This window comes from Streptomyces sp. SM1, from assembly GCF_002910825.1.
Lineage (GTDB): Bacteria > Actinomycetota > Actinomycetes > Streptomycetales > Streptomycetaceae > Streptomyces > Streptomyces okerensis.
Genome location: NZ_NEUB01000860.1, coordinates 1 through 23,347 on the forward strand (window position 1 = coordinate 1; position 23,347 = coordinate 23,347).

A 23,347-nucleotide genomic window follows, 5' to 3' on the forward strand; every position below is an offset into this window, starting at 1 on the left:
TCCCGCCGTCCCTCGGCCGCTGGCGCCTGTGGGAGCAGTTCGCACTGCGCGGCCCCGGCTTCCCGGCCGACGGGGTGCTACGGCTGGCCCCGCCCGGACTGGCCGAGGCCGCCGACAAGTTCGAGGTGGACGCCCCCCTCGACGGCGCCCGGTGGGCGGATTTCTCCCGCCTCTTCGCCGACGCCGCCGTGGAGAGCGCGCACACCCTCCAGGACATCGCCCGCACGCCGTCCTTCCGCGAAGCCGTGGCCTGGCAGAACCGTCCGGTGCTCGCCTCGGGCATCGCGCCGTTCCTGCGCTGGACGCCGGGTGTGGACAAGCGCAGCAGCATGCCCCGCCAGCGCGAGGAACTGGTCGCCCACTACTGGCAGCGGTTCTGCGTGAAGAACGACACCATCGGCTTCTTCGGTCCCGTCGGCTGGGGCCGCTGGGACGCCGCGACGTCCGGGATCGCCCTCGGCACGGGATCCGGACTGGTCGCCGAGTCCACCGTCTACTGGGCGAGCTGGGGCATCGACGCGCTCGCCAGGACGCTGGACGCCGACCCCGACCTGCGGGAGTGGATCGCTCCCCGCCGGGTGCCCTTCGTCACGGTGGACGGCGACCGGGTCCGCATGCCCGGCAGAAGGCCGGTGGCTGTCCCCGCCGAGACCGCGGCCGTCCTCGCCCTCTGCGATGGCGTCCGCCCGGCGCGGGCGATCACCGCCGCCCTCCCGGACCACGACGTGCCCGCCGTACTCGCCGACCTGGTCGCCCGCCGCTGGGTGACCTGGCGCCTGGAGGTACCTGCGGGCACTCACCCGGACCGGGACCTGCGGGCCTGGCTGGAGACCGTCGACGCGCCCGGGCCGCGCCGCCGGGGGATCGCCGCGCTGGACCGGCTGGAGGAGGGCCGAGCCGCGGTGGCGGCCGCACGCGGCGTGGACGCGCTGGCCGGCGCCATGGCCGACCTCGAACAGGACTTCACCGAACTGACCGACACCGCCGCCGTACGGGAGAAGTCCGCGTCGACCGCGCCGTGCCGTGCGCTCGTGTACCACGACGCGCGCCGGTCCGCGACGGCCGGCCTCGGCCCCGAGGTGCTTCAGGCGCTGCGCCCGCTCCGGCTGCTGATGGACAGCACCGGATGGCTCACCTCACGGCTCGCCACCGCGCTGCGGACCGGCATGCGCCCGGTGTACGAACGCCTCGCCGCCGAGGGCACGGTCGACCTGGCCACCTTCTGGTTCGCGTGCCTGCCGGTGCTGCACGGCCCCGTACGCGCCACCGCGGGCGAACTCCAGGAGGAGTTCGCCGCCCTCTGGCGGCGCATCCTCGCGGTCCCCGCCGGCACCCGGCGCGTCGAAGTCCGCTCCGCGGACGTCGAGGCAGCGGTGCGGGACGAGTTCCCGGGGTCCGGCGGCTGGACGGCGGCCCGCTACCTCAGCCCGGACATCATGATCGCCGCCGACGGCGCCGAAGCGGTGGCCCGCGGCGACTTCACCCTCGTTCTCGGCGAACTCCACCTGGCCGCCAACACACTGGGCGCCTCCCTCTTCACCCACCAGCACCCCGACGTCGGCGAACTGATCCGTCTCACCGACCGGGACCAGCCCGGCCCGCGCCTGCTGCCGCTGCTCCCCAAGGAGCACCGCGCACGCCTGTCCACCCGGGTCCGGCACACGCTGATACGGCCCGAGGACTACCAGGTCGCCCTCACCGACTTCACAGCCGACCCCACCCGCCCCCGGGCCGTGCGCAGCGCCGACGCGGTCGTGGAGGAGGACGGGGACGACCTCGTCGTCCGGCTGCCGGACGGCGCGAGGTTCCCGGTGACGGATGTCTTCTCGCACGTCCTGACCACCCTGTCGATGGACCTCTTCCGACTCCTCCCGCAGGACGACCACACCCCGCGCGTCACCCTGGACCGGCTGGTGGTGGCCCGGGAGACCTGGCGACTGCCCGCGGCCGAAGCCGACTTCGCCGACGACAAGGACGAGGCCCGCCGCTTCGTCCGCGCCCGCCGCTGGCGCACCCGCCTCGGCCTGCCCCGCTACGCCTTCGTCGTCTCGCCGACCGAGTCCCGGCCGTTCTACGTCGACTTCGACAGCCCCGTCTACGTCACCATTCTCGCCAAGGCACTGCGCCGTCTGGCCCGCCGGGACCCACAGGGCACGGTCACGATCACAGAGATGCTGCCCACCCCGGAGCAGACCTGGCTCCGCGACGACGAGGGACGCCGCTACACCTCGGAACTGCGCTTCGTCGCGTTCGACACGGAAACAGGCTGACCGCGGCCGCTTCCCGGCGTGCGGGAGCACGCCGGCCGGGTCGCCAGGAGCGGGCGGTGCGTCCCGAGCACGGAGACGGGACCGCCGCCCCCGCCGACCACCGACGCCACCGGCCCGCGGACACGCTAACCGGTGACCGCGTCGCGCGGCTCGCCGACGTCGGCCAGGGCTTCGGCGGCGCGTTCCCGGTGGACGCGGAAACGACGCAGGTACGACCGTGCCATCGGACCCGGCGGGACGCCCCGGGCGAAGGCGCGCATGTTGCGCTCACCCGTGTTGTATCCGAGGGCAAGGAGTTCGTCGCGGGTGTACCGGCGCACGTGCCGTCCCGGGAGGCTCCGGTCGAGGTCCCTCAGGTGCAGGGCAGCCGCGCGGATGGCGAACCCGGGGTTGTCGCGCAGGTCCTGCCACCGCCCCGGCAGGCCGTGCGTCCGCCGGACCCGCTCGAACGTCGCCCGGTGCATGTTGGCCACGCCGAAGGACGCCCCAGGTTTCCACCACTGCCACAGCCGCTCCAGCAGGGGATGGTGGGGCTTGTACGCCTCGTTGTGGAGCACCGTCATCACGAGCAGGGGGTGCACTCCGGCCTCCCGGGCGGCGCGCTTCACGACTGCCGCGTAGTCGGCCGGCGCGTACTCGCCGGGACGCAGCGGTGGCGTCCGGGCGTCCTCGCGGTCCCCGGTTCCAGCCCCTCGCACCGCCGCCGACACCGACTGTTCGGCCATGGCGACCACCTCTCCTCCGTACCCGACGCGCCCTGGGGGTGCACGTGCCCCCGCGGCCCCGCACCAATCCGGTATGTCTCCGCAGCCCGCTCCGTGGTCGCACAACCGGGGGGCAGGTGCTGTTCGCGAAGCTATCCAGCACTCGGGCCCAGCTCGAAGCGCTGTGGCAAACTGCCTGGCTCTGCCCGGCCCCCGCGGTCCCCAGCCCGCGGACGAGCACGCTGCCTGACCGGAACCAGCCTCCCGCCGAACTCCCCGTCGTCGGATGCGCCGGGCCGAGAACGCCGCCGCTTCCCCTGGGTGCGAGCAGAACTCGCGGCCGGGGTGGCGGGGTCACTTGGATTCGAGGTGTCCCAGCGGGTGGCCGCCCGTGAGAACCGTCTGGGCGTTTCTCCAGTCGATGAGGTCGACGCCGGTGACGTGGCGCAGGTAGGCGAGGGTGACCTGCTGGACGAGGGTGACACGGTCGGGGTTCTCGTCGGTGGTCTCCGCTGCCAGGTAGCCGGAGATGCCGCCGAGGAAGTGCCCGCCGCCGCGGACGGTCAGGAGGCTCTTGTTGCCGCGGCTGAGGGCATAGGGGTCGGCCGTCCAGGCAGGGCCCCGGGTGGAGAGCGGAAGGTCGTCCTTGTCTCCGGCGACGACGAGGCCGGGGGCGGTGATGTGGGAGAAGTCCTGATCGCGCAGCCAGGGAAGGTTGTCGTGGGCGAAGGGGGTCAGCTCGTCGCCGCCCCTGCCCGCGGTGGCCAGCTGGATGCTGGCCATGACGCGGGAATCGGACAGGTCCTCGGCGGCACCGGTCTGCGGGTCCGTCACGCGCAGGCCCACCAGGATGCCGGCGGTCTGGCCGCCGAAGGAGTGCCCGGCCGCGACGACGCGGCTGTGGTCGATGCGACCCGCCAGGCCCGGCACGCTCGTCTCCAAGGTGGTGAGCTCGTCGAGGATGCGCCGCATGTCCTGCACCCGGTAACGCCACATCCGGGGCCGCGAGGGTCGTCGGCTGAGAGGTCGAGTCGCTCGGAGTCCAGGTGGGTGGCCTGGAGGACGACGAAGCCGCCGGATGCCCAGTGGTCGACCAGCGGAGCGTAGCCGTCCAGGTTCGAGCCGAAGCCGTGGGCGAAGAGCACGACGGGCAGGCTCGTGCCCGTGATGGGCGCGGTGATGCGGACGTGCAGGTCCTCGCCGCGCTGCGGTGAGCTCAGCACGAGCGGCCTGACGGATACCGTCGCAGTGGGGGCGGGGCCGGTGATGTGGTGCGTGGTCATGCGTGTGTCTGCCTTTCAGGAGTCAACGGGCCGGGGGAGGCGGAAGAGGCGTCCGGCACTGAGGTGGCCGAACTCGTCCCGGCCGCGCTCGTCGAGCAGGGCATGGTCGACGAAGGCGCGGGCGCCCCCTGTCCGCCGCCGAACGCGCCGCGGGAGCCGGCGCCGCCGAGACCACGGCGCACGTGACCGTCGCCAGTTGAGGAGGCGCCGGCCTCGTCGACATCGAGCGGTGTCCTCACTCATGGACACTCCGTTCGTCGTCCGACTCGTCCCGATACGGGAGCCAACTGGATCGTTCGCCCACTGACGGGCGCCTGGGCTACGGTAAAACTTGACGTCGGCGTAAAGGGCAAGCGCGTGTGACGCGAACATGCAGGAAGGGGCGTGAATGCGGATCGGGGAGCTCGCCCGCCGTACGGGCGTCACCACCCGGGCCCTGCGGTACTACGAGGAACAGAACCTGCTGACCGCTGAGCGCAGCGGCAGCGGTCAGCGCCACTACGCGGAAACCGCCGTCGACCGGATCCACCTCATCCGTCAGCTGTACGCCGCCGGACTGAGCAGCAAGGCCATCGCCGAGCTGACGCCCTGCGTCATCGACGGCGCGGCCACCCCTGAACTCCTCCGGCGCCTGGCCGCGGAACGCGACCACCTCGACCGGCGCATCGCGGATCTCATCCGTACCCGGGACAGGCTCGACTCCGTCATCGACGGTGCCTCGTCCAACATGCGCACCGGCGCCCCCTGCCCACGGGACGCGACCGCGTAGAAACTCCGCCGGAAGGAGAACGTTCGCCGGTACCGCGACCGCGGAGGGGCCCGTGAGCAGCGTGGCGTGGCACGGATGCTGCCTCCCCCGCGTGCTCGTCGGCCCCCGGCGGCCGTCTCCTGCCCGCTGTCGCAGCTCCGGCCTACCGCGCGGCAGCCGAAGCTTCGGGGCGTGGGTCGATCGGCGTGAGCACGCCGAGGCGGTCCTCGATCTCCTGGGCGGCGGCCAGGCACAGGTCTTCCCGGAACGCGCGCCCGATGATCTGCACGCCGGACGGCAGTCCGCCGCCCGCTCCGGTCGGTACGGCGACCGCGGGCACGCCCACGAAACTGGTCACCGTGCACAGGCGCATGCCCCCGGCGACCCGTTCCCGTCCCGCTTCATCGCGTGATTCCAGGCCCGGCTCCACGGGCGGCTCGGTGAACACCGGTCCGAGCAGCAGCGGGTATGCGTCGAGGAACTCCGCCCAGGAGCGGCGGATGCCGAGCCAGGTCCCCATGAGCCTCGTGAGCTCTGCGGCGCTCGCGGGCGGGGTCTTCTCCATGGCCATCCGGATGTAGCGGTCGCCACCTTCGCCGAGCAGCTTCCGCACTACCGGCCAGGTCGGCGCGAATTCGGTCACGGTGATCCGGCCGTAGGCCTCGAGTGCCTCGCCCAGCCGCGGAACGTCCTCCAACTCCTGGACGCCGTAGCCTGCGTCGCGCAACGCGTCCGCTGCCGCCGCGAGGGCCCCGCGGACCGCGGGGTGGACGCCGTGGCCGCCGGGGTCGGCGACAAGCGCGACCTTGACCGGCCCCGGCAACGGATCGCCGTAAAGAGGCACGGGTACGGCCCGCGGGTCCCGCGGATCGGTCCCGGCCAGCGCCTCGTATGCCAGCCGCAGGTCGGCGACGGTGCGGGCCAGGGGCCCGTCGGTGACGAGCATCTGTGAGGCCGGCCCCGGGTCGTCCGGGCCGAGGACACGGTGGTCGGCGGGGAACCGCCCGGTGGTCGGCTTCAGCCCCGTCACGCCGCAGAACGAGGCCGGGATCCGTACGGATCCGCCGGAATCGTTGCCGAGTCCGAGCGCGGCCATGCCGGTGGCGACGGCCACTCCGTCACCGCCGCTGCTGCCGCCCGGGGTCCGGCTCCGGCACCACGGGTTGACGGTGTCGCCGAACAACTCGCTGCGGGTGTGCATCCCGGCCAGGACCAGGGTGGGTATGTTGCTGTGGCCGATCGGTATGGCACCCGCCGCGCGGAGCCGGGCCACCGGGGGTGCGTCGGCCGGAGCCACCAAGTCCCGGAAGCGTGCCGTTCCGAGTGTGGTCGGCACGCCTTCTACAGCGGTGGTCTCCTTCACCGTGAACGGCACGCCGGCCAGCGGCCCGAGTTCTCCGCCCGCTGCTCGCTGCCGGTCCGTGTGTGCCGCGGCCTTGCGAGCTCGCTCAGCCAGCAACTGCGTGACCGCGTTGAGCTGCGGGTTGATCTCGGCAATGCGTTCCAGGTGGCTGTCGACCAGTTCGACCGCCGAAACCTCTCCGTCTCTGACCGCCTCCGCCTGGGCGGCGGCCGTCCTTGCCCACAGGGCGTTCTGCCCGATCATCGTGTTCCCCTCCCGCATTGCCGAAGTGCTTGGTTCCGCACCCTAACCCGAAAGCGATACGATCGTATTGGAATAAGGAGGCTGAACGGGCATGCCCAAACAGGTGGACTACGAGAGCCGACGCCGCCGGATCGCCGAGGCCGTCTGCCTCCTCGCCGACGAACACGGTCCGGAGGGAGTGAGCATGCGCGACGTCGCCGCCCGCGCGCAGGTCTCACTGGGCGCCGTTCAGCGCTGCTTCCGCAGCAAGGGGGAGATGCTCCTCTTCGCCGTCGAGTACGTCGGCGACCGCGTCACCGAACGCGTGAGGGCCCGACTGGCCGCGAGCCCGGCCCAGTCGGCCGCCACCGCCCTGGGTCACGCGGCCGACGAGATTGCCCTGCTCCGCGAAGAACACCGCGCCGAAGCGCGGATCTGGCTCGCGTTCGTCGCCCAGGCCGCTGTCAGCGAGCCACTCGCCGGCCCGCTGAGAACCAGCTACGCGGCCCTCCAGAACCTCCTCGCCCGCCTCGTCACGGAGGCCATCGGGAGCGGCTCGGCCGACGAAGGCGCTACGCCGCCCGACCCGCAGCACGAGGCTCGCACCCTCCTCGCCCTCGCCGACGGCCTCACCACCCATGTACTTCTGGGCCACTTGACCGCAGAAGAAGCCGAGGAAGTCCTGCACGCGCATCTGGCCGGCCTCTGGGAACGCCTCGGCGCCGCCCGCCGCTGACACTCAGGGCACTCATCGCCTCGCGCCTACCGTGTCGCCGGTGCCCCGATCCGCACCCGCGCGGCGGTCGACGACCACCTGTCAGCCATCATGCGTGACGCCGTCACCGCGGCTGTCATCAGCCCGCCGGCCGTCCCTGGAACACCTCCGGTGACGCCGCAGGAGGTGTCCTTCCCCTCCATGGACGGTCTGTCGCTGGAAGCCTGGTACATCCCCTGCGAGGGATCGGACAAGCTGATCATCGCCAACCATCCCCTGTGGTTCAACCGCTACGGATTCCCCGCCCACCTGGAGCCCTGGAAGTCGATCGGGGCAAGTACCGGCAACGACTTCGAGGTCGACTTCGTGCCCGACTACCGCATCCTGCACGAGGCCGGATACAACGTCCTCACCTACGACATGCGCAACCTCGGCCACAGCGGAACCGGCAACGGCGGCATCGGCAGCGGCGGCCGCTTCGAGGCTCGCGATGTCGTCGGCTCTCTGCAGTACGTGCGCGCCCGCGAGGACCTCAAGGACATGACCATCGACCTGTTCAGCCGTTGCCAGGGTTCGAACGCGACCATGTTCGCCATGCAGAGGCACCCCGAGCAGTTCGAAGGCGTGCGCTGCATCGTTTCCCCGCAGCCGCTGTCGGTCGGCGTCACCGTGCAGCGCACTCTGGAGATGCTGGGTCTGCCTGAGCGCATCGCGGAGCTGGAGGAAAAGGTCCGCCTGATCGTCAGCTTCCCGTTCTCGGAGATGTCGCCGGTCGAGGCCGCCAGGAGCGTCACCATCCCCACCTTCCTCTACCAGGTCCGCGACGACCTGATGACTCGCCCCGACGACGTCCAGGCGATGTTCGACAACATCCCGGCCGAAGACAAGGAACTCGTCTGGGTCCACGGAACCACCGCCCGCTGGGACGGCTACCTGCACTTCCAGCGCGAGCCCAAGGAAATGCTGGACTGGTTCGCCACCCACATGAAGTAGCCCCCGGCCCGCAACAGCCGCACCCGGCGCCGATGTCATGCCGCACGCGGAGGTGTGACAAGCGGTGGGTTGAGGCGGGCGAAGCCTTCCTGGCGCTGGTAGGGGAAGTACGGGTAGGGCGCTGTCCTGCCGCTGGCCGCGTCGAGTCTCGCCGTCTGGTCGGGCGTGAGCGTCCAGCCGACGGCGCCGAGGTTCTGGCGGAGCTGGTTCTCGTCGCGGGCGCCGATGATGACGGAGGAGACGGTCGGCCGCTGCAGCAGCCAGTTGATGGCGATCTGCGGAATGCTCCTGCCGGTCTCCCGCGCGATCTCGTCGAGGGCGTCGACCACGCGGTAGAGGTGTTCGTCCTCGACCGGCGGGCCGTAGTCCGCGGTGCGGTGGAGGCGGCTGTTGGCCGGAAGTGACTGGCCGCGGCGGACTTTGCCGGTGAGGCGTCCCCAGCCGAGCGGGCTCCAGACGAGGGCTCCGAGTCCCTGGTCGAGTCCGAGGGGCATCAGCTCCCATTCGTAGTCGCGGCCGATGAGGGAGTAGTAGACCTGATGGGCGACATAGCGCGGGTGGCCGTTTCTCTCGGCGTTCGCGAGGGACTTCATCGCCTGCCAGCCGGAGAAGTTGGAGATGCCGAGGTAGCGGACCTTCCCGGCTCGTACGAGATCGTCGAGTGCGGACAGGACTTCCTCGATCGGCGTGCCGGCGTCGAAGGCGTGCAGTTGGAACAGGTCGATGTAGTCGGTGCCGAGCCGGCGCAGGGCGTCCTCGCACGCGGTGATCAGGCGCGAACGGGAGGAGCCCGCGTCGCCCGGGCCGTCGCCCATCGGCAGGCCGGTCTTGGTGGACACGATCACCCGGTCCCTGCGGCCTTTGACCGCCTCGCCCAGCACCTTCTCGGAGGCCCCGTCGGAGTAGACGTCGGCGGTGTCGAACATCGTGATCCCGGCGTCGAGGCAGATGTCCACGAGACGGCGTGCCTCTTGGGCGTCGGTGTTGCCCCAGGCGCCGAACAGCGGCCCCTGGCCGCCGAAGGTGCCGGCGCCGAAGCTCAGTGCGGGGACCTTGAGGCCGGATGCGCCCAGCCGCCTGTATTCCATGGCTGTTCCTCTCTCGTTGCTCGAGCTGGCTAATGGTTCTGCAGTTCCGTTAGTATGAGTCCCAACGTAGCAGGCGCGAGTAGTTAACGAAACTGGAGTCCCGTTATGGCGTTTGAGGGTGCGGATCCGGGGACCGTCCGTCCTGGTGGGCGCACGGCGCGGGTGCGGGCGTCGGTGCTGCGGGCGGCGGGGGACGCCCTGGCGGAACACGGCTTCGCCCACCTGGACCTCGCCGACATCGCCCGCCGCGCCGAGGTGGGCAAGACCACCGTCTACCGCCGCTGGGGAACGGTGACCGGCCTGGTGGCCGATCTGCTGCTGGACATGGCCGAGCAGTCACTGCCACGTACCGAGACCGGATCGCTGCTCGGTGACCTCAAGGCCAACGCCCGGCTCGTGCAGCGCACCCTGGCCGACCCGCGGCAAGGAGCGCTGTTCAAGGCGGTGATCGCTGCGGCCACCTGTGAGGCGAAGACGGCCCAGGCCCTGCACCGCTTCTACGACATCCGCGTCGAGGAGTGGGCACCCTGCGTCCAACAGGCCATCGACCGGGGCGAGGTGCCCGAGGGTACCGATGCCCACGAGGTGATCCGCGCCGTCTCCGCCCCCCTCTACTACCGCCTGCTGACCGGCAGCGGCCACCTCGACGAGGCCGCCGCGGACCAGGCCGCCGAAGCCGCCGTGGCCGCGGCACGTGCGGGGGCTTACCTCATTGATCGCTCCGAGTGCTGATGTCCTGACGCATTGTCAGTGGCTTCTGTCAGCATGTGCTGTTGTGCGGGAAGTTGTGACGAGGGGGAGGCTTGCATGCCTTGGGTACGGCCGTATGCGCGCTCGGGCGGGACACTGGTTCGAGGCTATTCGCTCCGGGTTCCGGGTGCCGGACAGGGCCCGATGATCTTCGGGGTGGGGGCCACAGCCGGGGAGGGTGGAATCCTGCGGCCGAAGTCCACGGTGCAGTATCCGATCCGGTGGGTGCGGTGACCCGGCGGCGGCGGCCGCCGACGCGGCGGCGTACGAGGCGGCCGAGCCGGCGGCAGCAGCAGCGGGACGCGCAGCTGCTCGTCCTCGCCGTGGTGGCGGCCGCTGTCGTCGGCCTGGTGGTGATGGCGGTCAACTGGCTGCTGGCGCACTGGTGGGTCCTCGTCGTGGTCCTGGTGCTCGCCGTGCTGGCCGGTGCGGGTTGGCTGTACAACCGGCAGCAGCGGACGCGGTGGGAGGTGGTGCGGGCGCAGGGCCTGCGCTACGGGCTTCCTCAGCTGGACGCACTGCACCACACGCGGTTCGAGGACGCGGTGCGGGAGCTGATGCAGCGCGACGGCTGCCGGGACGCACAGCGGGTCGGGGGCCGCGGGGACCTGGGCGCGGATGTGAAGGCCACCGATCCGTTCGGGCGGCGCTGGGTGATCCAGTGCAAGCACCGCCGCAACGGCGCTCAGGGTTCGGCGGTGGGGACGCCTGATCTGCAGGTGCTCAACGGCACGGCCCGGCAGGTGCACGGGGCGGACGTCGCGGTGATCGTCACGAACGGCCGGGTGACCGGTCCCGCGGTGACGTTCGCCAGGCAGCAGCGGCTGCACGTCGTCGACCGCCAGACGCTGGCCGTATGGGCGTCGGGCTCGAGTCCACTCTGGGAACTGCTGCGAGCGGTTCCGCCCCCGCGTCGTCCAACCCCTCTGAGCTGAAAGGGTGGGTTTGTACGGGCCTGCGAGCGGGTACTACGCCTGCGAGCTCCGCGTCCACGATGTCGTCGGCCGGAATGGTCATATCGCCAGGACGCGGCTCCCGCGGTGGGGAGACGGGCCGCGCCGTGGTGTCCGAGGGCTTCGCCGGGCCCGGTACGGACGGCGGTCCCGATGTCAGAACCGGGTGGCATGCTCTGCCGACATGAACGAACAGCAGTTCTGGCAGCTCATCGAGGCAGTCCGCAACCAGGTGTCCAGCCCGAACGACGGCGAGGATGTCGCCCGCCGACGCGTGCGGCATCTGCCACAGCGGAGGATCAGCTGGAGCGGGCTGATGCCCATCGGGTCGGGCGACGCCCCGATGACCGCCAGCTCGCCCCTGCCTCAGGCCGTCGACCGACGGTGCGCGGCCACCCTTCCGGCACCGCGCAGGACGTGCGGGAAACCATGGAGTTCAGCGTGCTGCACGGTATCCGGCCCATCGTGGAGGCCGTTCCGCTGAACGAGGCCGACGCGGCCTACCGGAAGATGCTCTCCGGCGCCGCACGCTTCCGCATGGTCCTCACCACCGGCTGACCCGGCCCTCGACGGCCGCGCACCGCGGCAGTCCCTCGGGCCGGCAAGCGTGGCCGTCCTCCCCGGCCGAGCCGGACCGGGCAGGACGGACGTGAGGCACGCCGTGCCCGCGTTCCGGATGATCACCGAGGTGTGGCTGCGCATCCTCGAGACCTACCGAGACAGACCGCACCGGCACGGCGTCGTGGCGGTGGTCCGAGGCATGCCGACGAACCCGGTGGCGACGATGACGCACGCGGACCGATGTCAACTGCTGCCGGACGGCGAGTCGTTGGCGCAGCCGGGAAAGCTCTCCCTCAAAGCCGCCGATCCCGCGGCCAAGGCCCGGGCGATCACGGGCACCATCCCGGCCGGTACCCACCGCCCCTCGCCCTCCAGACGCGCGCGGTCCCATCCACGACGACACCATGGACGACAGCCCCACCCGCCGGGACGGCCCGTACCGGCAAAGGCTCCCCGGCGATCCGGCACGCCTTGGTCGAAGTGCGTGCCAGAACCGGGACGGCGTCAGACACCTTGGTTTGCCAGATCATCGCGGCCGCAGCAGAGCTGGCCGGGCATGTTGATGCGGTGGCGGACCACGGTGTGTCCGCGGTCACCGGCCGGCGACCTCACGAACCCAGGGGGCAGCGCTGACGAGGTGAGCGGGCATGGTTCCAGCAGCCGTATGGTTCGTGGTGATTTATGGTGACTCCAGGAGTATGTACCTACCGGAGGTGCAATGATGCGCGCCGCGGCAGCGATGGTCTCCAGGGCTGTCAGCGTGGCGCTCATCGCCGCGGTTCCGGCTTGCGACCAGAGTGGGTCGGAGTCGTCGAACGTCCAGAACGGTGACTGCTCGGTCTCCGGAGAGTACGGGGAGTTCGACCTGTCACCCAAGACCGCGAACGCCCTCACGGTCAAGACGACCCTGCCTGCGCCCGGCTGGTGGAACGGTGACACGCCGGACTCCGTCACGAGCGGCTACGAGTACTGTATGGCGGCCAATATCGCCTACCGGGCCGGACTCGACCGGGTGAACGTGCAGAACGTCCCCTTCCCGGAGGTCGTGTCCGGCCGGACCAAGGACTTCGACCTGGCCCTGGCGCAGATCACGATCACCCCGGAACGGAGCGAGGTCGCCGAGTTCTCCCCGCCCTACCTCTCCTCCACCCTGGGACTGCTGATCAGGGACGGTGAGGAGATCAACGAGGACAACATCCGCGACGTCCGCGTCGGAGTGGCCGAGGGCACCACGGGCGAGAAGTTCGTTGAGAACCGCATCAAGCCGACCAAGCCGGTGACGGCGTTCGCCAACGACCCCGAGATGGTCACGGCGCTGGAGGAGGGGCGGATCGACGCGGTCGTCCACGACACGACGATCCTGCTGGCGTATCCCCAGCAGATGGAGGACGGTGTGCGTCTCGTGGGCCAGTACAGGACCGGCCAGAGTTACGGCGCCCTGTACCCGAAGGGGTCACCCGACAGAGAGGAACTGGACCGAATCATCAGGCAGCTGATCGATGACGGAACGCTCACCAAACTGTCGGCCGTCTACCTCGGGGCCGCCTTCGGCCAGGATCCGGTCAAGATCCCGTACCTCACAGTCGACGACGGCTCCTGAACGGGCTGAACGCGCCGAACGCGCCGAACGCGCCGAACGCGCGCCCCTCACGAGGATGAGCGACGGTCCCGCGTCCGCCCCCGTCCCCCTCACAGGTCCGCCATCAGGAAGCCGCTCAGGTCCCCGGCGGCACCGGCGTCCAGCGCCTGCTCAGCCCAGATGATCTTGCCTCTGTCGGTGTACCGGGTGCCCCAGCGGCGCGACAGCTGCGCCACGAGGAACAGGCCACGGCCTCCCTCGTCGGTGATGGCCGCGCGGCGCAGGTGCGGGGAGGTGCTGGTGCCGTCGCTGACCTCGCAGATCAGGCTTTCCTTGTCGCGCAGCAGGCGCAGGCTGATGGGGCTCGCTCCGTAACGGATGGCGTTGGTGACCAGTTCGCTGAGGATCAGCTCGGTCGTGAAGGCGGACTCGCCGAGCCCCCAGGACTCCAGCCTGTCGGTGGCCTCGGCGCGGATCCGGGAGACGGCGGCGGGGTCGTCGGGCACCTCCCACTCCCCGACCTGCTCCGGGTCGAGCAGCCGGGTGCGTGCGACGAGCAGGGCGATGTCGTCACTCGACCTGGTGCGCAGCATCGTGTGGAGCACGGTCCGGCAGGTGTCCTCCGGGGTGGCGCCCTCCGTATGGGCCAGTGCCTCCCTCAGCATGCCGAGCCCGACGTCGATGTCACGGCCTCGGGCCTCGATCAGCCCGTCGGTGTAGAGGACCAGTCGGCTGTCGGCGGGCAGCCGCAGTTCGGCCGTCTCGACCGGCAGACCTCCGCCCACGCCGAGTGGCGGGGCGACGGGGATGTCGGGGAAGGTCACGGAGCCGTCCGGTGTGACCAGCGCCGGACCGGGATGACCGGCCCGGCCGACAACGCACCGTCCGGACACCGGATCATAGACGGCGTAGAGGCAGGTGGCACCGGTGACGGCCTCGGTGTTCCCCTCGGCTGCCGCGTCCTGGTCGATCCGGGTGATCAGGTCGTCCAGGTGCGCGAGGAGCTCCTCCGGGGGCAGGTCCAGGGCGGCGAAGTTGTGCACCGCGGTTCTCAGGCGGCCCATCGTCGCGGCGGCGTGCAGCCCGTGCCCGACGACGTCGCCGACCACCAGGGCCACCCGCGCCCCCGGCAGCGGGATGACGTCGTACCAGTCGCCGCCCACGCCCGCCTGGGCGGGAAGATAGCGGTGCCCGACCTCCAAGGCGGACAGGTCGGGGAATGTGCCGGGCAGCAGGCTGCGCTGGAGGGTGACGGCCGTGGTGTGCTCGCGGGTGTAGCGGCGCGCGTTGTCGATGCATACGGCCGCCCTGGCGGCGAGTTCCTCGGCGGGGAACAGGTCGTCCGACTCGAAGGGCTCCTGCTCCGAACGCCAGAACTCCACGACGCCCAGCAGTTGGCCTCGAGCCTGGAGCGGTACTGAGATCATGGAATGGATTCCGTATTCGATGACCTTGCGGGTCTGCTCCGGGTCTTGGGCGCGCCATTCGTCGGCCATGGCGAGGTGCGGCACCAGGACCGGCCGGCCGGTGGTCATACCGACGGACACGGGAGTGTCGGGCACGTAGCGCAAAGGCGTTCCGACGGGGTCGAGGGGCACCTCCTCCCGGATGCCCGCGGCTGCGATGCGGCACATCGCCGAACGCGTCCCCGTGGGTTCATCACCATGCAGCACGGGTTCGACCAACTCGACGGTGGCGAAGTCGGCGAAGCGCGGGACCGCCACCTCGGTCAGCTCCTCGGCGGTGCGCTTCATGTCGAGAGTGGTACCGATCCGCGTGCTGGCCTCGTAGAGCAGTTGCAGGCGCCCGCCCGCCACCTCCGCTCGGCCCGCGAGGGCGCGCAGTTCCGTGGTGTCCCGGAGGGTGGCGACGACACCCCCCTTCGGGCCCACCGGTCGAAGGTTGACCGCGAGCAGGAGATCCCCGGCGAGGAGGACCTTGTCCGTGACAGCCTGGCCCGATTCCAGCAGTCCGGCCAGGGCCGGGCTCAGCCCGAGCGCGGTGACCGGCCTGCCCTCGGCCTCCGGCGGCAGTGCGAGCAGTCGACGCGCCTCGTCGTTGACCAGCAGCAGCCTTCCGGCACCGTCCAGAATGATCACGCCTTCACGCACCGCGTGCAGCACCGCGTCGTGATGCTCGTACATGCGGGTCATCTCCACCGGCAACAGACCGCGGGTCTGCCGCCGCAACCGCCCGCTGACCAGTGCCGACCCGCCCGCGGCCAGCAGCAGCGCGACACCGCCGGCGGTGAAGATCACCGGCAGTTGGTGCTGCACCACACTGGTCACCTTGTCCACCGTGACCCCCACGGTGACGAGGCCGACCGCGGTCCCCTCCTCGTCGAAGACCGCCACCGTGGAGTCGACCGCCTTGCCCAGACTGCTGTCGAACGTGGTCTGGTGGGGCTCACCTTCGAGCGCCTCGCCGTAGGAAGCGGAGACGTGCTCCCCGATCTGGTCCGGGTCCGGGTGGGTCCAACGGAAGCCGTATGGGCTCAGCGCGACGACGTAGTCGACGCCGGTCTTCTTGCGAACTGCCTCGGCATGGGGCTGAAGGGCCGCGGTCGGATCATCCCTCTGCATCGCCTCCGCGGTGCCCGGCGCCTGGGCGAACGACTCGGCCGCCACCAGTGACCGGTCGCCGGCCTCTTGGATCGCGGTGTTGCGGTCCTGGATCACGAGCACCACCACGGCCGTGGCGATGAGCACCAGGACGACCGCCAGCTGCAGCAGGAAGACCTGACCGGCGACGCTGCGCGGCTTCAGCAGGGACAGGGCGCGCCGGCCGGCCGAACGGTGACGTGCCCCCGGGCCGGCTTCCGGTGGTCCGACCTTCGGCGGCGCTCGGTCGTCCCGTCGGCTCACCGGGGCGTATGGCCGAAGCTTGCCCATCTCCCCAGTATCAGTGACCGGCCCGGTGCGCGCGGCTCAGGACGGACCCGCCGGGCGACACCGCGATGAGCAGGACTTTTGCCCGCCTGGGGAAGTGGGCGACGGAACAGGGAATCCGCCCCGTCGCCCGCCGCGGAGCGTCAGCTCTTGTCGAGGAGTTCGTTCATCTCCTCGATCTCGACGGTCTGCGCGGTGATGATGTCGTCGGCCAGGGTCTTGGCCGGCCCGCGCCGGCCCTTGTCCTTCTCGGTGGCGGCCATGTCCACGGCGCCCTCATGGTGCTCGATCATCATGGTCAGGAACATGGTGTCGAAGTCATGGCCGGAGGCCTCCATGAGCTGGTCCATGTCCTCGGTGCCCATCATTCCGGGCATGTCGGAGGAGCCGTCGTCACCGTGCCCACCGTGGTCCATCCCGGGCATGCTGGAGGGCACGTCCTCACCCCATGCCTTCAGCCACCCGGACATGGTCTCGATCTCCGGGGCCTGGGCCTTCTTGATCCGGGAAGCGAGATCCTTGACTTCGGCGGAGGACGCCCGGCTCTGGGCCATCTGTGCCATCTGGACGGCCTGCTGGTGGTGCGGGATCATGCCCTGCGCGAAGTCGACGTCCTGGTCGTTGTGGGCGCCGGCGGACTCCTCGGCGCTCGCCGGGGCGGATGTCTTTGTGCCGGATCCGTTGTCGGAGGAGGCGTCGCCGTTGCCGCAGGCGGCGAGGACGAGGGTGGCGGTCACAGCCGTGACGCCCAGGGCGGCACGGCGGACGAGGGAACGGGTGCTGGTCATGGGTGTACTCCTGCGAGGTACGAAGGTGGGCGCGCCGATCGGCGCGGGACACGGCTGAGCGCCGTATCCGCCCTGGTGGGGTGGGCACGGCTCGGCCTTGCCCTAGATGCGCAGGAGTTGCAGTTCGGCCAGGGTGGGTGGGGCCCGCCCGTTCCAGGGTGTGGCGGTGAAGGCGCCGGGCAGGTGATCGGCGGATGGGGCCGGATCGACGGGGTCGGGCATCAGCGGGGGCAGAACCGGACCCGCGCCGACCGCCCCGGACGCGCAGGTGGCATCGGCGTGCTGTGTGTGTCCGCCGCTGCTGTCGGCGCCGTGACAGATGAACTCGTCGGCCGTCCCCATACCCGCGTGTGTCGTGACGGCGGCGGAGTGATGTGGCGAATGGCTGCTTGTCGCGCCCGCGTCGGCAGGCCCGAGGGCGTGCATGCCGAGCAGACCGGCGAGCAGCCCGAGCAGCAACAGCGCACGCCACCGTCCGAAGGACGATCGCGTACGGCGGAGTTGCCTACGGGCTGTCACGTCCCTCATGTTACGGAAGCGGACTCGCTGCATGCAGGGCGAGAGGTGCGCAAGAGGAAATCGAGGCGCGCCACAGCTGGTCGAGCCATGGCGGTCGTCAGGGTGATCAAGCCGGTGTCGAACTCGGTGTCCATGGCGCTGACCACGGCGCGGAGATCTTCTGGAGGTGTCATGACTGGTGCGGACAGGCGTCGGCCGATCGTGGTGGGCGTCGATCCCGGAGTGGGCCCGGTCGTAGTCGGTGAGACGGGGCGGGACGACCGGTTCGGTCTCCTTGCGGATGGTTTCCCCGTGCATGGACGCTCCTCCCGGCACTGTCCCCTGATCTCCCGAGTCACCGAGCCTGGCTCCGGCCAAATCTCCGGACGCCTGTGGGCCGGGCCGTTCACGCCCGGCGCAGTGCGATCTTGAGGGCGCCGGAAGCCGCGCCGTGGGAGAACACCTCGTAGGCGTCCAGTACCCGGTCGAGGGCGAAGGTGTGGGTGACCAGGGGGGAGACGGGCAGACGCCCGAACCTCAGCAGCTGCAGCAGCCAGGGCGTGGAGGAGGTGTCGACCTGGCCGGTGCTGATCGTCACGTTCTTGCGCCACAGGGACTCGAGGTGCAGCGTGACGGGTCTGCCGGGCGTGCCGATGACGGCGATGTGGCCTCCCGTGCGGACGACGCGTGTGCACAGCACGAAGCCCTCTGGCTCGCCCGATGCCTCGACGACCACGTCGGCGCCGGGCCCGTCGTACAGGTCGGCGATCATTCTTCCCGGCATTTCGGCGGCGTCGGCGCCCATGCGGAGGGCCGTCTCCAGCCGGGCGTCGGACAGGTCCACCGCGATGATCCGGCGGGGCGAGTAGAGCCGCGCGATCGCCACCGTGGCGAGGCCGACGGGGCCCGCGCCCACCACGACGACGGTGTCCCCAGGCCCCACCTCTCCGTTCCGCACGCCGACTTCGTAGGCGGTGGGGAGGACTTCGGAGAGCAGGACCGCCTCGTCGGGCGGCAGGGTGGGGGGCCACCGGTGGGTGGAGTGGTCGGCGAAGGGCACCCGCACGAACTCCGCCTGGGTTCCGTCGATCAGATTTCCCAGAAGCCACCCTCCGCCCCCGCGGCACTGTCCGAACAGCCGGTCGTGGCACGGCCGGCAGTGGCCGCAGGCGGAGACGGACGACATGATCACCTGGTTCCCAGGGCGCAGGTGGTGGACGTCGGGGCCGATCTCGACCACCTCGCCGACCGCCTCGTGGCCGAGGACCGTGCCCGCCTTCACCTCGGGCAGGTCCCCGCGCAGGATCTGCAGGTCGGTGCCGCAGACGGTCGTCGTCCCGACGCGCACGACGGCGTCGGCGGGGTCCTCGATCGCCGGATCCATGACGGTGTCCCAGGAGATCCGTCCGGGACCGTGGTAGACGACGGCTCGCATGGTCACCCACTCCCTGGCGGCTCGGCCGGCTCTCTCCACCGTCGCCCCGGACGGACGCCTGGGCAACCGGGGTCCTCGGCCCGCCGACTCCTCAGGATCGTCGAACCCCTGTGGCCGGAAGGCGGGGCTCCGTCGCGCGGTGTTCACGGCCGGACGGGAGGGGGCGGCGCCGCGCCGATCAGAGAGAGCCAGCCGGTCAGCCCGGTGGGGTCGGCGGCCCCGCAGCGGAAGCCGACATGCCCGTCCGGGCGGACGGCCAGCAGACCACGGCCGGGGCTGTTCAACAGCCGCAGGACGGTCACCCGAGATCCGGCCGGCGTGTCCGGCGGTGGGGTGGCGTCACGTTGCAGCAGCAGGTGCACACCCGGACGGGCCAGCAGCCCGTGCAGCCGCTCGGCAGGTCCTCCCACGCTGACGGCCGCGTCGGGCAGGCGGTCTCCCGGGCGAGGAGCCCCCCGCAGGGGTGGCGTTCCCTCCACCGACAGGGGACTGCGCCGGTAGTTCACGCGTAGTTGGGAGATGATACGGATGGCCTCGGCGACCAGCCGTCGTCGGCCGAGGAGGACGGGGACGGCGGGGGCCGTGCGCGGAGCGGCCACCGCGCGCAGCCATGAGGGGAGCCGGTCCGTCGACGCCTCCGCCCAGAACGCGGTGTGCGTCAGGAGCAGCCGTCGATGGGCAGCCGCCCTGCGCTCCCTCTCGTAGGAATCAAGCAGTAGTTCGATATCGAACCCGTCTGCGGACCCGCCCCCCGATCCACTCGCCGCGAAGCCGAGCTTCCAGCCGAGGTTCACCGCGTCCTGGATACCGGCGTTCATGCCCTGGCCGGTGGCCGGTGAGTAGGTGTGGGCCGCGTCCCCCGCGAGGAAGAGCCGCCCCCGGCGGAACCGCCGAGCGAGAGCGCACTGCAGCGGAACCCGCGCCGACCACGCGAGACGCTCGATCCGTGTTGTCATCCCGGCGTCGATCAGGAAGCGCTGGAGTTCGGCCTCCGGGACGGCGGGGCCGGGCTGGCCGAAGTCCCGCCCGGCCCCGCCGGCGGACGCCCGCGTGGCCAGCAGCCGCCAGGTGGCCTGCTCCCCGAGCGGGAAGAGGAACAGCAGCCCTTGGCGTCCCGCGAACACCTGGGCGCCGGCACCAGGGGGCATACCGCCGAGGTCCAGGTCGGCGAGGACCACCTCTTCGGTGTAGGGCCTGCCGCGCCACCCGATGCCGGCGCAGGCCCGTACGGCACTGGCCGGGCCGTCGCAGCCGACGACGAACGGGTAGCGGATCTCCTCGACGCCCTGCCGCGAGCGCAGCACGGCACGCGCGCCGTCCCCGTCGTCGCGGGTGGTCAGCAGTTCGGTGCCCCGTTCGACCGCCACCCCGCGGTCGGCGAGCGCCCGCGTCAGCACCGTCTCGACGTCCGTCTGCCGCATGAGCGACAGATGGGGAAACGCCGTGTCGGGCAGCGCGAGGTCCGCGAGCCCGGCCTCGACGACGCGGGGGCCGAGACGCAAGCGAACCGCCGGGGCGGTGTCCGCCAGTTCCAGCAGGGCGTCCGTGACACCGAGCGGTCGCAGGACCTCCAGGGTCCGCGGGTGCACGATGAGCGCACGGGAGGGCCGGAACGGCTCGGGACGACGCTCGACGACCCGGACCCGTGCTCCGTGGGCGTGGGCCTGCAGGGCCAGGCTGAGGCCGGTCGTACCGGCCCCGACGACCAGGACGTCCACCGCCGTGGTCACGTCCCGGCCGCTGTGCGCCACCACGCGGAGGCCTCTGGCTCCGGGTCCTCGACGAGTCGGGGGTCCGCGATCACGTCGTCTCGGCGCAGCCCCGGCATGATCGCGTACCGGATCGAACCGGGCACGCTGACCAGCGCGAGGACCCGCCACAGGGAACGCGCGTAGTGCTCGGCGCGCCGCGGGCCGTCCCACTCGTACACGCCGCGGTAGCGGCCGCGTTCGTCGTGGGCCAGCCACAGCTTCGAGGTGAAACCGGGGAACCCGACGAACAGGGGGGTGTTCAGCAGGCTTTCGCGGCGGAACAGCGCGTGCGCGGGCCCGCGCACCAGGCGCAGCCGGAAGTCGACCATCAGCGTGCACGGGTCCTTCGCCAGGCCGCTGCCGAGGCGGGTCTCCCGGTAGACCCGGGCCCCGGTGCCGTCGGCGAAGTCCAGTCGCATGCCCACGTGCTCTTCCGGCAGATGGACCCGGTGCCGCGAGAGCAGCGCGAAGGTGGTGAGGAAGCACGCGGCCACGGCCCGCCACGCCTCTCCCGGGGCGAGTGGACCCTGTTCACCCATGGTGGCCTCCTCCGAGGAGCCGTGACGGGCCCGCGCCGCCGGACTCTGCCACGCAGGCCAGGCCGGAGTTCCCCGTACACCCCACCATGCGGCAATGCGCCGCGCCCCGCGAGACCTGGTGGCGCGGACCGGCCGTCGGCGATGGAGCCCGATGAGCGCCGGCGGGCACACCCGTCGCCTACTCATCCGGCGCATCACCACGAGTGGTTCCGGCGCCTGTGCGTCGGGGCTTCGCAGCTCACCCAGCCGAGGGCGAAGCGGCGGTTGAGGGCCACTTCACACTTGCACGCCGCCCGGCGGGCCGCCACCGTCGTGTAGTCCAGGAATCCCAGATCCACCGGCTTCTTCAGCTGGTAGGCGCGGTCGTCGGCGAAGAACACGATCGCGGTGTGCGTCTCGCACACCTGCGCGCGGCAGCGGCTCGCCGTCATGCCGACTGCTGGCTTGGAGCGGGGACGTGTCGGCCGCAGGCGCCTGGGGCGCCGTCATCCCGGTGGGGCCCGCTCAGTCATGGGGGACGACGACGGAGCGGCGTGCGTGACGGACGGCTGCCCGGGCCACGGTGCCCGGACGCGGCGCTGGGACGTACCGGCGTCCCTGTCGGCAGGCGGCAGGCGGCAGGCGGCAGGCAGAACTCTCGAGTGAGCATCGAGGACCACGGTGACGACTGGCCGCATGGCGGTGCCCTCCGTCTCGTAGGAAGCTGGAAGAGGGATGGATGACGGCGCCCGAGCCCGACGACGCGGATGGCCGGGAGGCCGTCGGCACGCCGGACGGGGGCGGGTTCACTCGTTCGAGGAGTACCTCAATCCCCTCCGCGACGCATGCGGATCGGAGGCGGGAGGCGGGAGGCGGGCGCGGCATCCGGCCGGGAGGAGACAGCGACGGTGACGATTCCCCTGGTGGTCGGCGTCGACGGGTCCGAGGCGAGCCTGGAGGCGGTGGACTGGGCCGTCGGAGAAGCCGTCCGGCACGGCGTCCCGCTTCACCTCCTGCACGCGGCGGCGCGGGACCGCGAGGCGTCCGACGTGATCGACGCCGCCTGCGAACGAGTCAGGAAGGGTGTTCCTACGGTGCGGTTGTCGAACGAGGTGCTGCACGAGGACGCGATCGCCGCCCTGCTCGGCAAAGGGCGCAACGCCTTCGCACCGGTACTGGGATCCAGAGGGTTCGGAGACCTCGCCGGAATGCTCCTGGGATCGGTCAGCCTCGCCGTGGCGGCGCGAGCGGACTGCCCGGTCGTCGTGGTGCGCGGCGCGGCGGAGCACCGTCATGCCCGCTTCGGGAGTGTCGTCGTCGGTGTCGAGGAGGGAGAGGGCAGCGGCACGTACAGTTCGCCTTCCGTGAGGCCCATGTGCGGCACTGCCGACTGGTGGCGGTGCACGCCTGGAGTGCACCGCTCTATGCTTCGGCCACACCACGGGCCCTGCCCTCGAACACCCCGGAGACCCGCTGGCGCTCGCCGGCACGGGTGCTCGACGACGCCCTGCGCGGCGCGTCGGAGCGGTACCGCGACGCCCCGGTGAACCGGCGGGTGATCGAGGGGTCGGCGCGACACGCCCTGCTGGGGGCGGCAGTGGAGGCGGACCTGCTGGTCGTCGGCGCCCGCAGACGACAAGGGCACCTGGGTCTGCAACTCGGATTGGTCAACCATGCGGTACTGCACCACGCGCCGTGTCCGGTCGCGGTCGTTCCCCGGATATGACCGGACGGGCGGAGACGGACCACGTCGTCGGCCGGTCCCTGTGGACCCGGAAGCCGTCCCCAAGGGGCCTTCGGCCCTGTGACCGGAGCCAGCACCGTCCCATGACGGGACCAGACGGCAGGGGAACCGGCCAGCGACCTGCTGGAGGCCGAGTCATGAGTGCATGGAATCCGCCGCAGGCGTCGGTCCGCTGCCACCGCGCCGGGAGCGCACCCCGAAAGGGGGTGAACTTTCTGCGACGTCCGTCCGACAGGTTCGGGTCCTGGTTCCGCGGCTTCCTGATGCTTGTCCTCGGCCTGCCGGTGGCCGCGCTGGGTGCGCGGCTGACGGCGTACGAGTCGTCGATGCGCACCGTGCAGACGCAGTCGGCCGAGCGGCACCAGGTGGAGCCCCTGCGGGCTGGCCGGCCGCCGGTGACGTGAGGACGAGCCGGCCAGGACCGAGGAGGCGACGCCGATGTCCCACACGATGACCACCGACCTTCCGGCGCCGCATCGAGGAACGGACGACGGAG

At 71.3% G+C, this 23,347-nt stretch carries 18 protein-coding genes and 3 pseudogenes; 10 read left to right on the top strand and 11 right to left on the bottom strand.

What is annotated here, in order from left to right; genetic code table 11:
- Positions 1–2,270, top strand: a 2,270-nt coding sequence (locus B9S61_RS28335) for a lantibiotic dehydratase family protein (protein WP_258039898.1), incomplete at its 5' end; no start/stop codon positions are given.
- A gap of 125 nt (positions 2,271–2,395) precedes the next feature.
- Here the strand turns inward: B9S61_RS28335 and B9S61_RS28340 are convergent.
- Both B9S61_RS28340 and B9S61_RS28345 read right to left on the bottom strand, forming a co-directional pair.
- The gene (locus tag B9S61_RS28340) at positions 2,396–2,995 is read right to left on the bottom strand and encodes a hypothetical protein (protein ID WP_103544802.1); all 600 of its coding nucleotides are present in this window, start codon (positions 2,993–2,995) and stop codon (positions 2,396–2,398) included.
- Positions 2,996–3,328: 333 nt separating this feature from the next.
- A pseudogene (locus B9S61_RS28345) lies at positions 3,329–4,257 on the bottom strand (alpha/beta hydrolase family protein).
- Positions 4,258–4,645: 388 nt separating this feature from the next.
- Between B9S61_RS28345 and B9S61_RS28350 the strand changes: the two are divergent.
- Entirely contained in the window at positions 4,646–5,026 is a 381-nt protein-coding gene (locus tag B9S61_RS28350; RefSeq protein WP_103544785.1) for a MerR family transcriptional regulator, read from the top strand.
- Between the two features lie 142 nt (positions 5,027–5,168).
- On the opposite strand, the gene B9S61_RS28355 is transcribed toward B9S61_RS28350, so the two are convergent.
- Positions 5,169–6,611: an amidase gene (locus tag B9S61_RS28355; protein ID WP_181007581.1), complete on the bottom strand. Its 1,443-nt coding sequence runs from the start codon at positions 6,609–6,611 to the stop codon at positions 5,169–5,171.
- A gap of 91 nt (positions 6,612–6,702) precedes the next feature.
- On the opposite strand from B9S61_RS28355, the gene B9S61_RS28360 reads away from it, so the two are divergent.
- Complete coding sequence (locus B9S61_RS28360) at positions 6,703–7,326, top strand: TetR/AcrR family transcriptional regulator (protein ID WP_103544786.1); 624 nt, start codon at positions 6,703–6,705, stop codon at positions 7,324–7,326.
- Positions 7,327–7,476: 150 nt separating this feature from the next.
- Entirely contained in the window at positions 7,477–8,298 is an 822-nt protein-coding gene (locus B9S61_RS28370) for a S9 family peptidase (protein ID WP_181007582.1), read from the top strand.
- Positions 8,299–8,333: 35 nt separating this feature from the next.
- Here B9S61_RS28370 and B9S61_RS28375 read toward each other — a convergent pair whose 3' ends face one another.
- Positions 8,334–9,386 carry an aldo/keto reductase gene (locus B9S61_RS28375; protein ID WP_103544789.1) on the bottom strand — a complete coding sequence of 351 codons (1,053 nt, stop codon included), beginning with the start codon at positions 9,384–9,386 and terminating at the stop codon, positions 8,334–8,336.
- Between the two features lie 105 nt (positions 9,387–9,491).
- Between B9S61_RS28375 and B9S61_RS28380 the strand changes: the two genes are divergently transcribed.
- The 4 genes and pseudogenes from B9S61_RS28380 (at position 9,492) to B9S61_RS28400 (ending at position 13,250) form a co-directional block, all read left to right on the top strand.
- Positions 9,492–10,118, top strand: coding sequence for a TetR/AcrR family transcriptional regulator (locus B9S61_RS28380; protein ID WP_103544790.1), 627 nt, complete (start codon positions 9,492–9,494; stop codon positions 10,116–10,118).
- Positions 10,119–10,366: 248 nt separating this feature from the next.
- Positions 10,367–11,071, top strand: a complete 705-nt coding sequence (locus B9S61_RS28385) for a restriction endonuclease (protein WP_103544804.1) — start codon at positions 10,367–10,369, stop codon at positions 11,069–11,071.
- A 399-nt stretch (positions 11,072–11,470) separates the two neighbouring features.
- Positions 11,471–11,647: pseudogene (locus B9S61_RS28390) on the top strand (alcohol dehydrogenase); the annotation flags it as partial.
- A gap of 724 nt (positions 11,648–12,371) precedes the next feature.
- Entirely contained in the window at positions 12,372–13,250 is an 879-nt protein-coding gene (locus B9S61_RS28400; RefSeq protein WP_258039899.1) for an ABC transporter substrate-binding protein, read from the top strand.
- Positions 13,251–13,339: 89 nt separating this feature from the next.
- Here the strand turns inward: B9S61_RS28400 and B9S61_RS28405 are convergent, their stop codons facing one another.
- The 7 genes from B9S61_RS28405 to B9S61_RS28435 all read right to left on the bottom strand — a co-directional run bounded on the left by B9S61_RS28405 (position 13,340) and on the right by B9S61_RS28435 (position 21,559).
- A complete protein-coding gene (locus B9S61_RS28405; protein WP_103544793.1) occupies positions 13,340–16,120 on the bottom strand; it encodes a SpoIIE family protein phosphatase/ATP-binding protein in 2,781 nt (926 codons plus the stop codon).
- Positions 16,121–16,260: 140 nt separating this feature from the next.
- Entirely contained in the window at positions 16,261–16,905 is a 645-nt protein-coding gene (locus B9S61_RS28410) for a DUF305 domain-containing protein (RefSeq protein WP_103544794.1), read from the bottom strand.
- 102 nt (positions 16,906–17,007) lie between these two features.
- Entirely contained in the window at positions 17,008–17,424 is a 417-nt protein-coding gene (locus tag B9S61_RS28415; protein WP_181007583.1) for a DUF6153 family protein, read from the bottom strand.
- A 385-nt stretch (positions 17,425–17,809) separates the two neighbouring features.
- Positions 17,810–18,838 carry an alcohol dehydrogenase catalytic domain-containing protein gene (locus tag B9S61_RS28420; protein ID WP_103544795.1) on the bottom strand — a complete coding sequence of 343 codons (1,029 nt, stop codon included), beginning with the start codon at positions 18,836–18,838 and terminating at the stop codon, positions 17,810–17,812.
- A 143-nt stretch (positions 18,839–18,981) separates the two neighbouring features.
- Positions 18,982–20,592 carry an FAD-dependent monooxygenase gene (locus B9S61_RS28425; RefSeq protein WP_103544796.1) on the bottom strand — a complete coding sequence of 537 codons (1,611 nt, stop codon included), beginning with the start codon at positions 20,590–20,592 and terminating at the stop codon, positions 18,982–18,984.
- Entirely contained in the window at positions 20,565–21,128 is a 564-nt protein-coding gene (locus B9S61_RS28430; protein WP_103544806.1) for a hypothetical protein, read from the bottom strand. Before B9S61_RS28430 ends, B9S61_RS28425 begins: the two co-directional genes overlap by 28 nt.
- A 194-nt stretch (positions 21,129–21,322) precedes the next feature.
- Entirely contained in the window at positions 21,323–21,559 is a 237-nt protein-coding gene (locus B9S61_RS28435; protein ID WP_374936251.1) for a hypothetical protein, read from the bottom strand.
- Between the two features lie 456 nt (positions 21,560–22,015).
- Here B9S61_RS28435 and B9S61_RS28440 point away from each other — a divergent pair.
- Both B9S61_RS28440 and B9S61_RS28445 read left to right on the top strand, forming a co-directional pair.
- Positions 22,016–22,833: pseudogene (locus tag B9S61_RS28440) on the top strand (universal stress protein).
- Between the two features lie 155 nt (positions 22,834–22,988).
- The gene (locus B9S61_RS28445; protein WP_219819969.1) at positions 22,989–23,255 is read left to right on the top strand and encodes a hypothetical protein; all 267 of its coding nucleotides are present in this window, start codon (positions 22,989–22,991) and stop codon (positions 23,253–23,255) included.
- Positions 23,256–23,347: the final 92 nt, after the last annotated feature.

Bases quoted from the DNA above. Each gene is read 5' to 3' on its own strand.
- B9S61_RS28355 (WP_181007581.1), bottom strand. From the start codon at position 6,611: ATGATCGGGCAGAACGCCCTGTGGGCAAGGACGGCCGCCGCCCAGGCG.
- B9S61_RS28400 (WP_258039899.1), top strand. From the start codon at position 12,372: ATGCGCGCCGCGGCAGCGATGGTCTCCAGGGCTGTCAGCGTGGCGCTC.
- B9S61_RS28420 (WP_103544795.1), bottom strand. From the start codon at position 18,838: ATGCGAGCCGTCGTCTACCACGGTCCCGGACGGATCTCCTGGGACACC.
- B9S61_RS28410 (WP_103544794.1), bottom strand. From the start codon at position 16,905: ATGACCAGCACCCGTTCCCTCGTCCGCCGTGCCGCCCTGGGCGTCACG.
- B9S61_RS28340 (WP_103544802.1), bottom strand. From the start codon at position 2,995: ATGGCCGAACAGTCGGTGTCGGCGGCGGTGCGAGGGGCTGGAACCGGG.
- B9S61_RS28380 (WP_103544790.1), top strand. From the start codon at position 9,492: ATGGCGTTTGAGGGTGCGGATCCGGGGACCGTCCGTCCTGGTGGGCGC.
- B9S61_RS28360 (WP_103544786.1), top strand. From the start codon at position 6,703: ATGCCCAAACAGGTGGACTACGAGAGCCGACGCCGCCGGATCGCCGAG.
- B9S61_RS28375 (WP_103544789.1), bottom strand. From the start codon at position 9,386: ATGGAATACAGGCGGCTGGGCGCATCCGGCCTCAAGGTCCCCGCACTG.
- B9S61_RS28445 (WP_219819969.1), top strand. From the start codon at position 22,989: ATGAGTGCATGGAATCCGCCGCAGGCGTCGGTCCGCTGCCACCGCGCC.
- B9S61_RS28405 (WP_103544793.1), bottom strand. From the start codon at position 16,120: ATGGGCAAGCTTCGGCCATACGCCCCGGTGAGCCGACGGGACGACCGA.
- B9S61_RS28430 (WP_103544806.1), bottom strand. From the start codon at position 21,128: ATGGGTGAACAGGGTCCACTCGCCCCGGGAGAGGCGTGGCGGGCCGTG.
- B9S61_RS28435 (WP_374936251.1), bottom strand. From the start codon at position 21,559: ATGACGGCGAGCCGCTGCCGCGCGCAGGTGTGCGAGACGCACACCGCG.
- B9S61_RS28350 (WP_103544785.1), top strand. From the start codon at position 4,646: ATGCGGATCGGGGAGCTCGCCCGCCGTACGGGCGTCACCACCCGGGCC.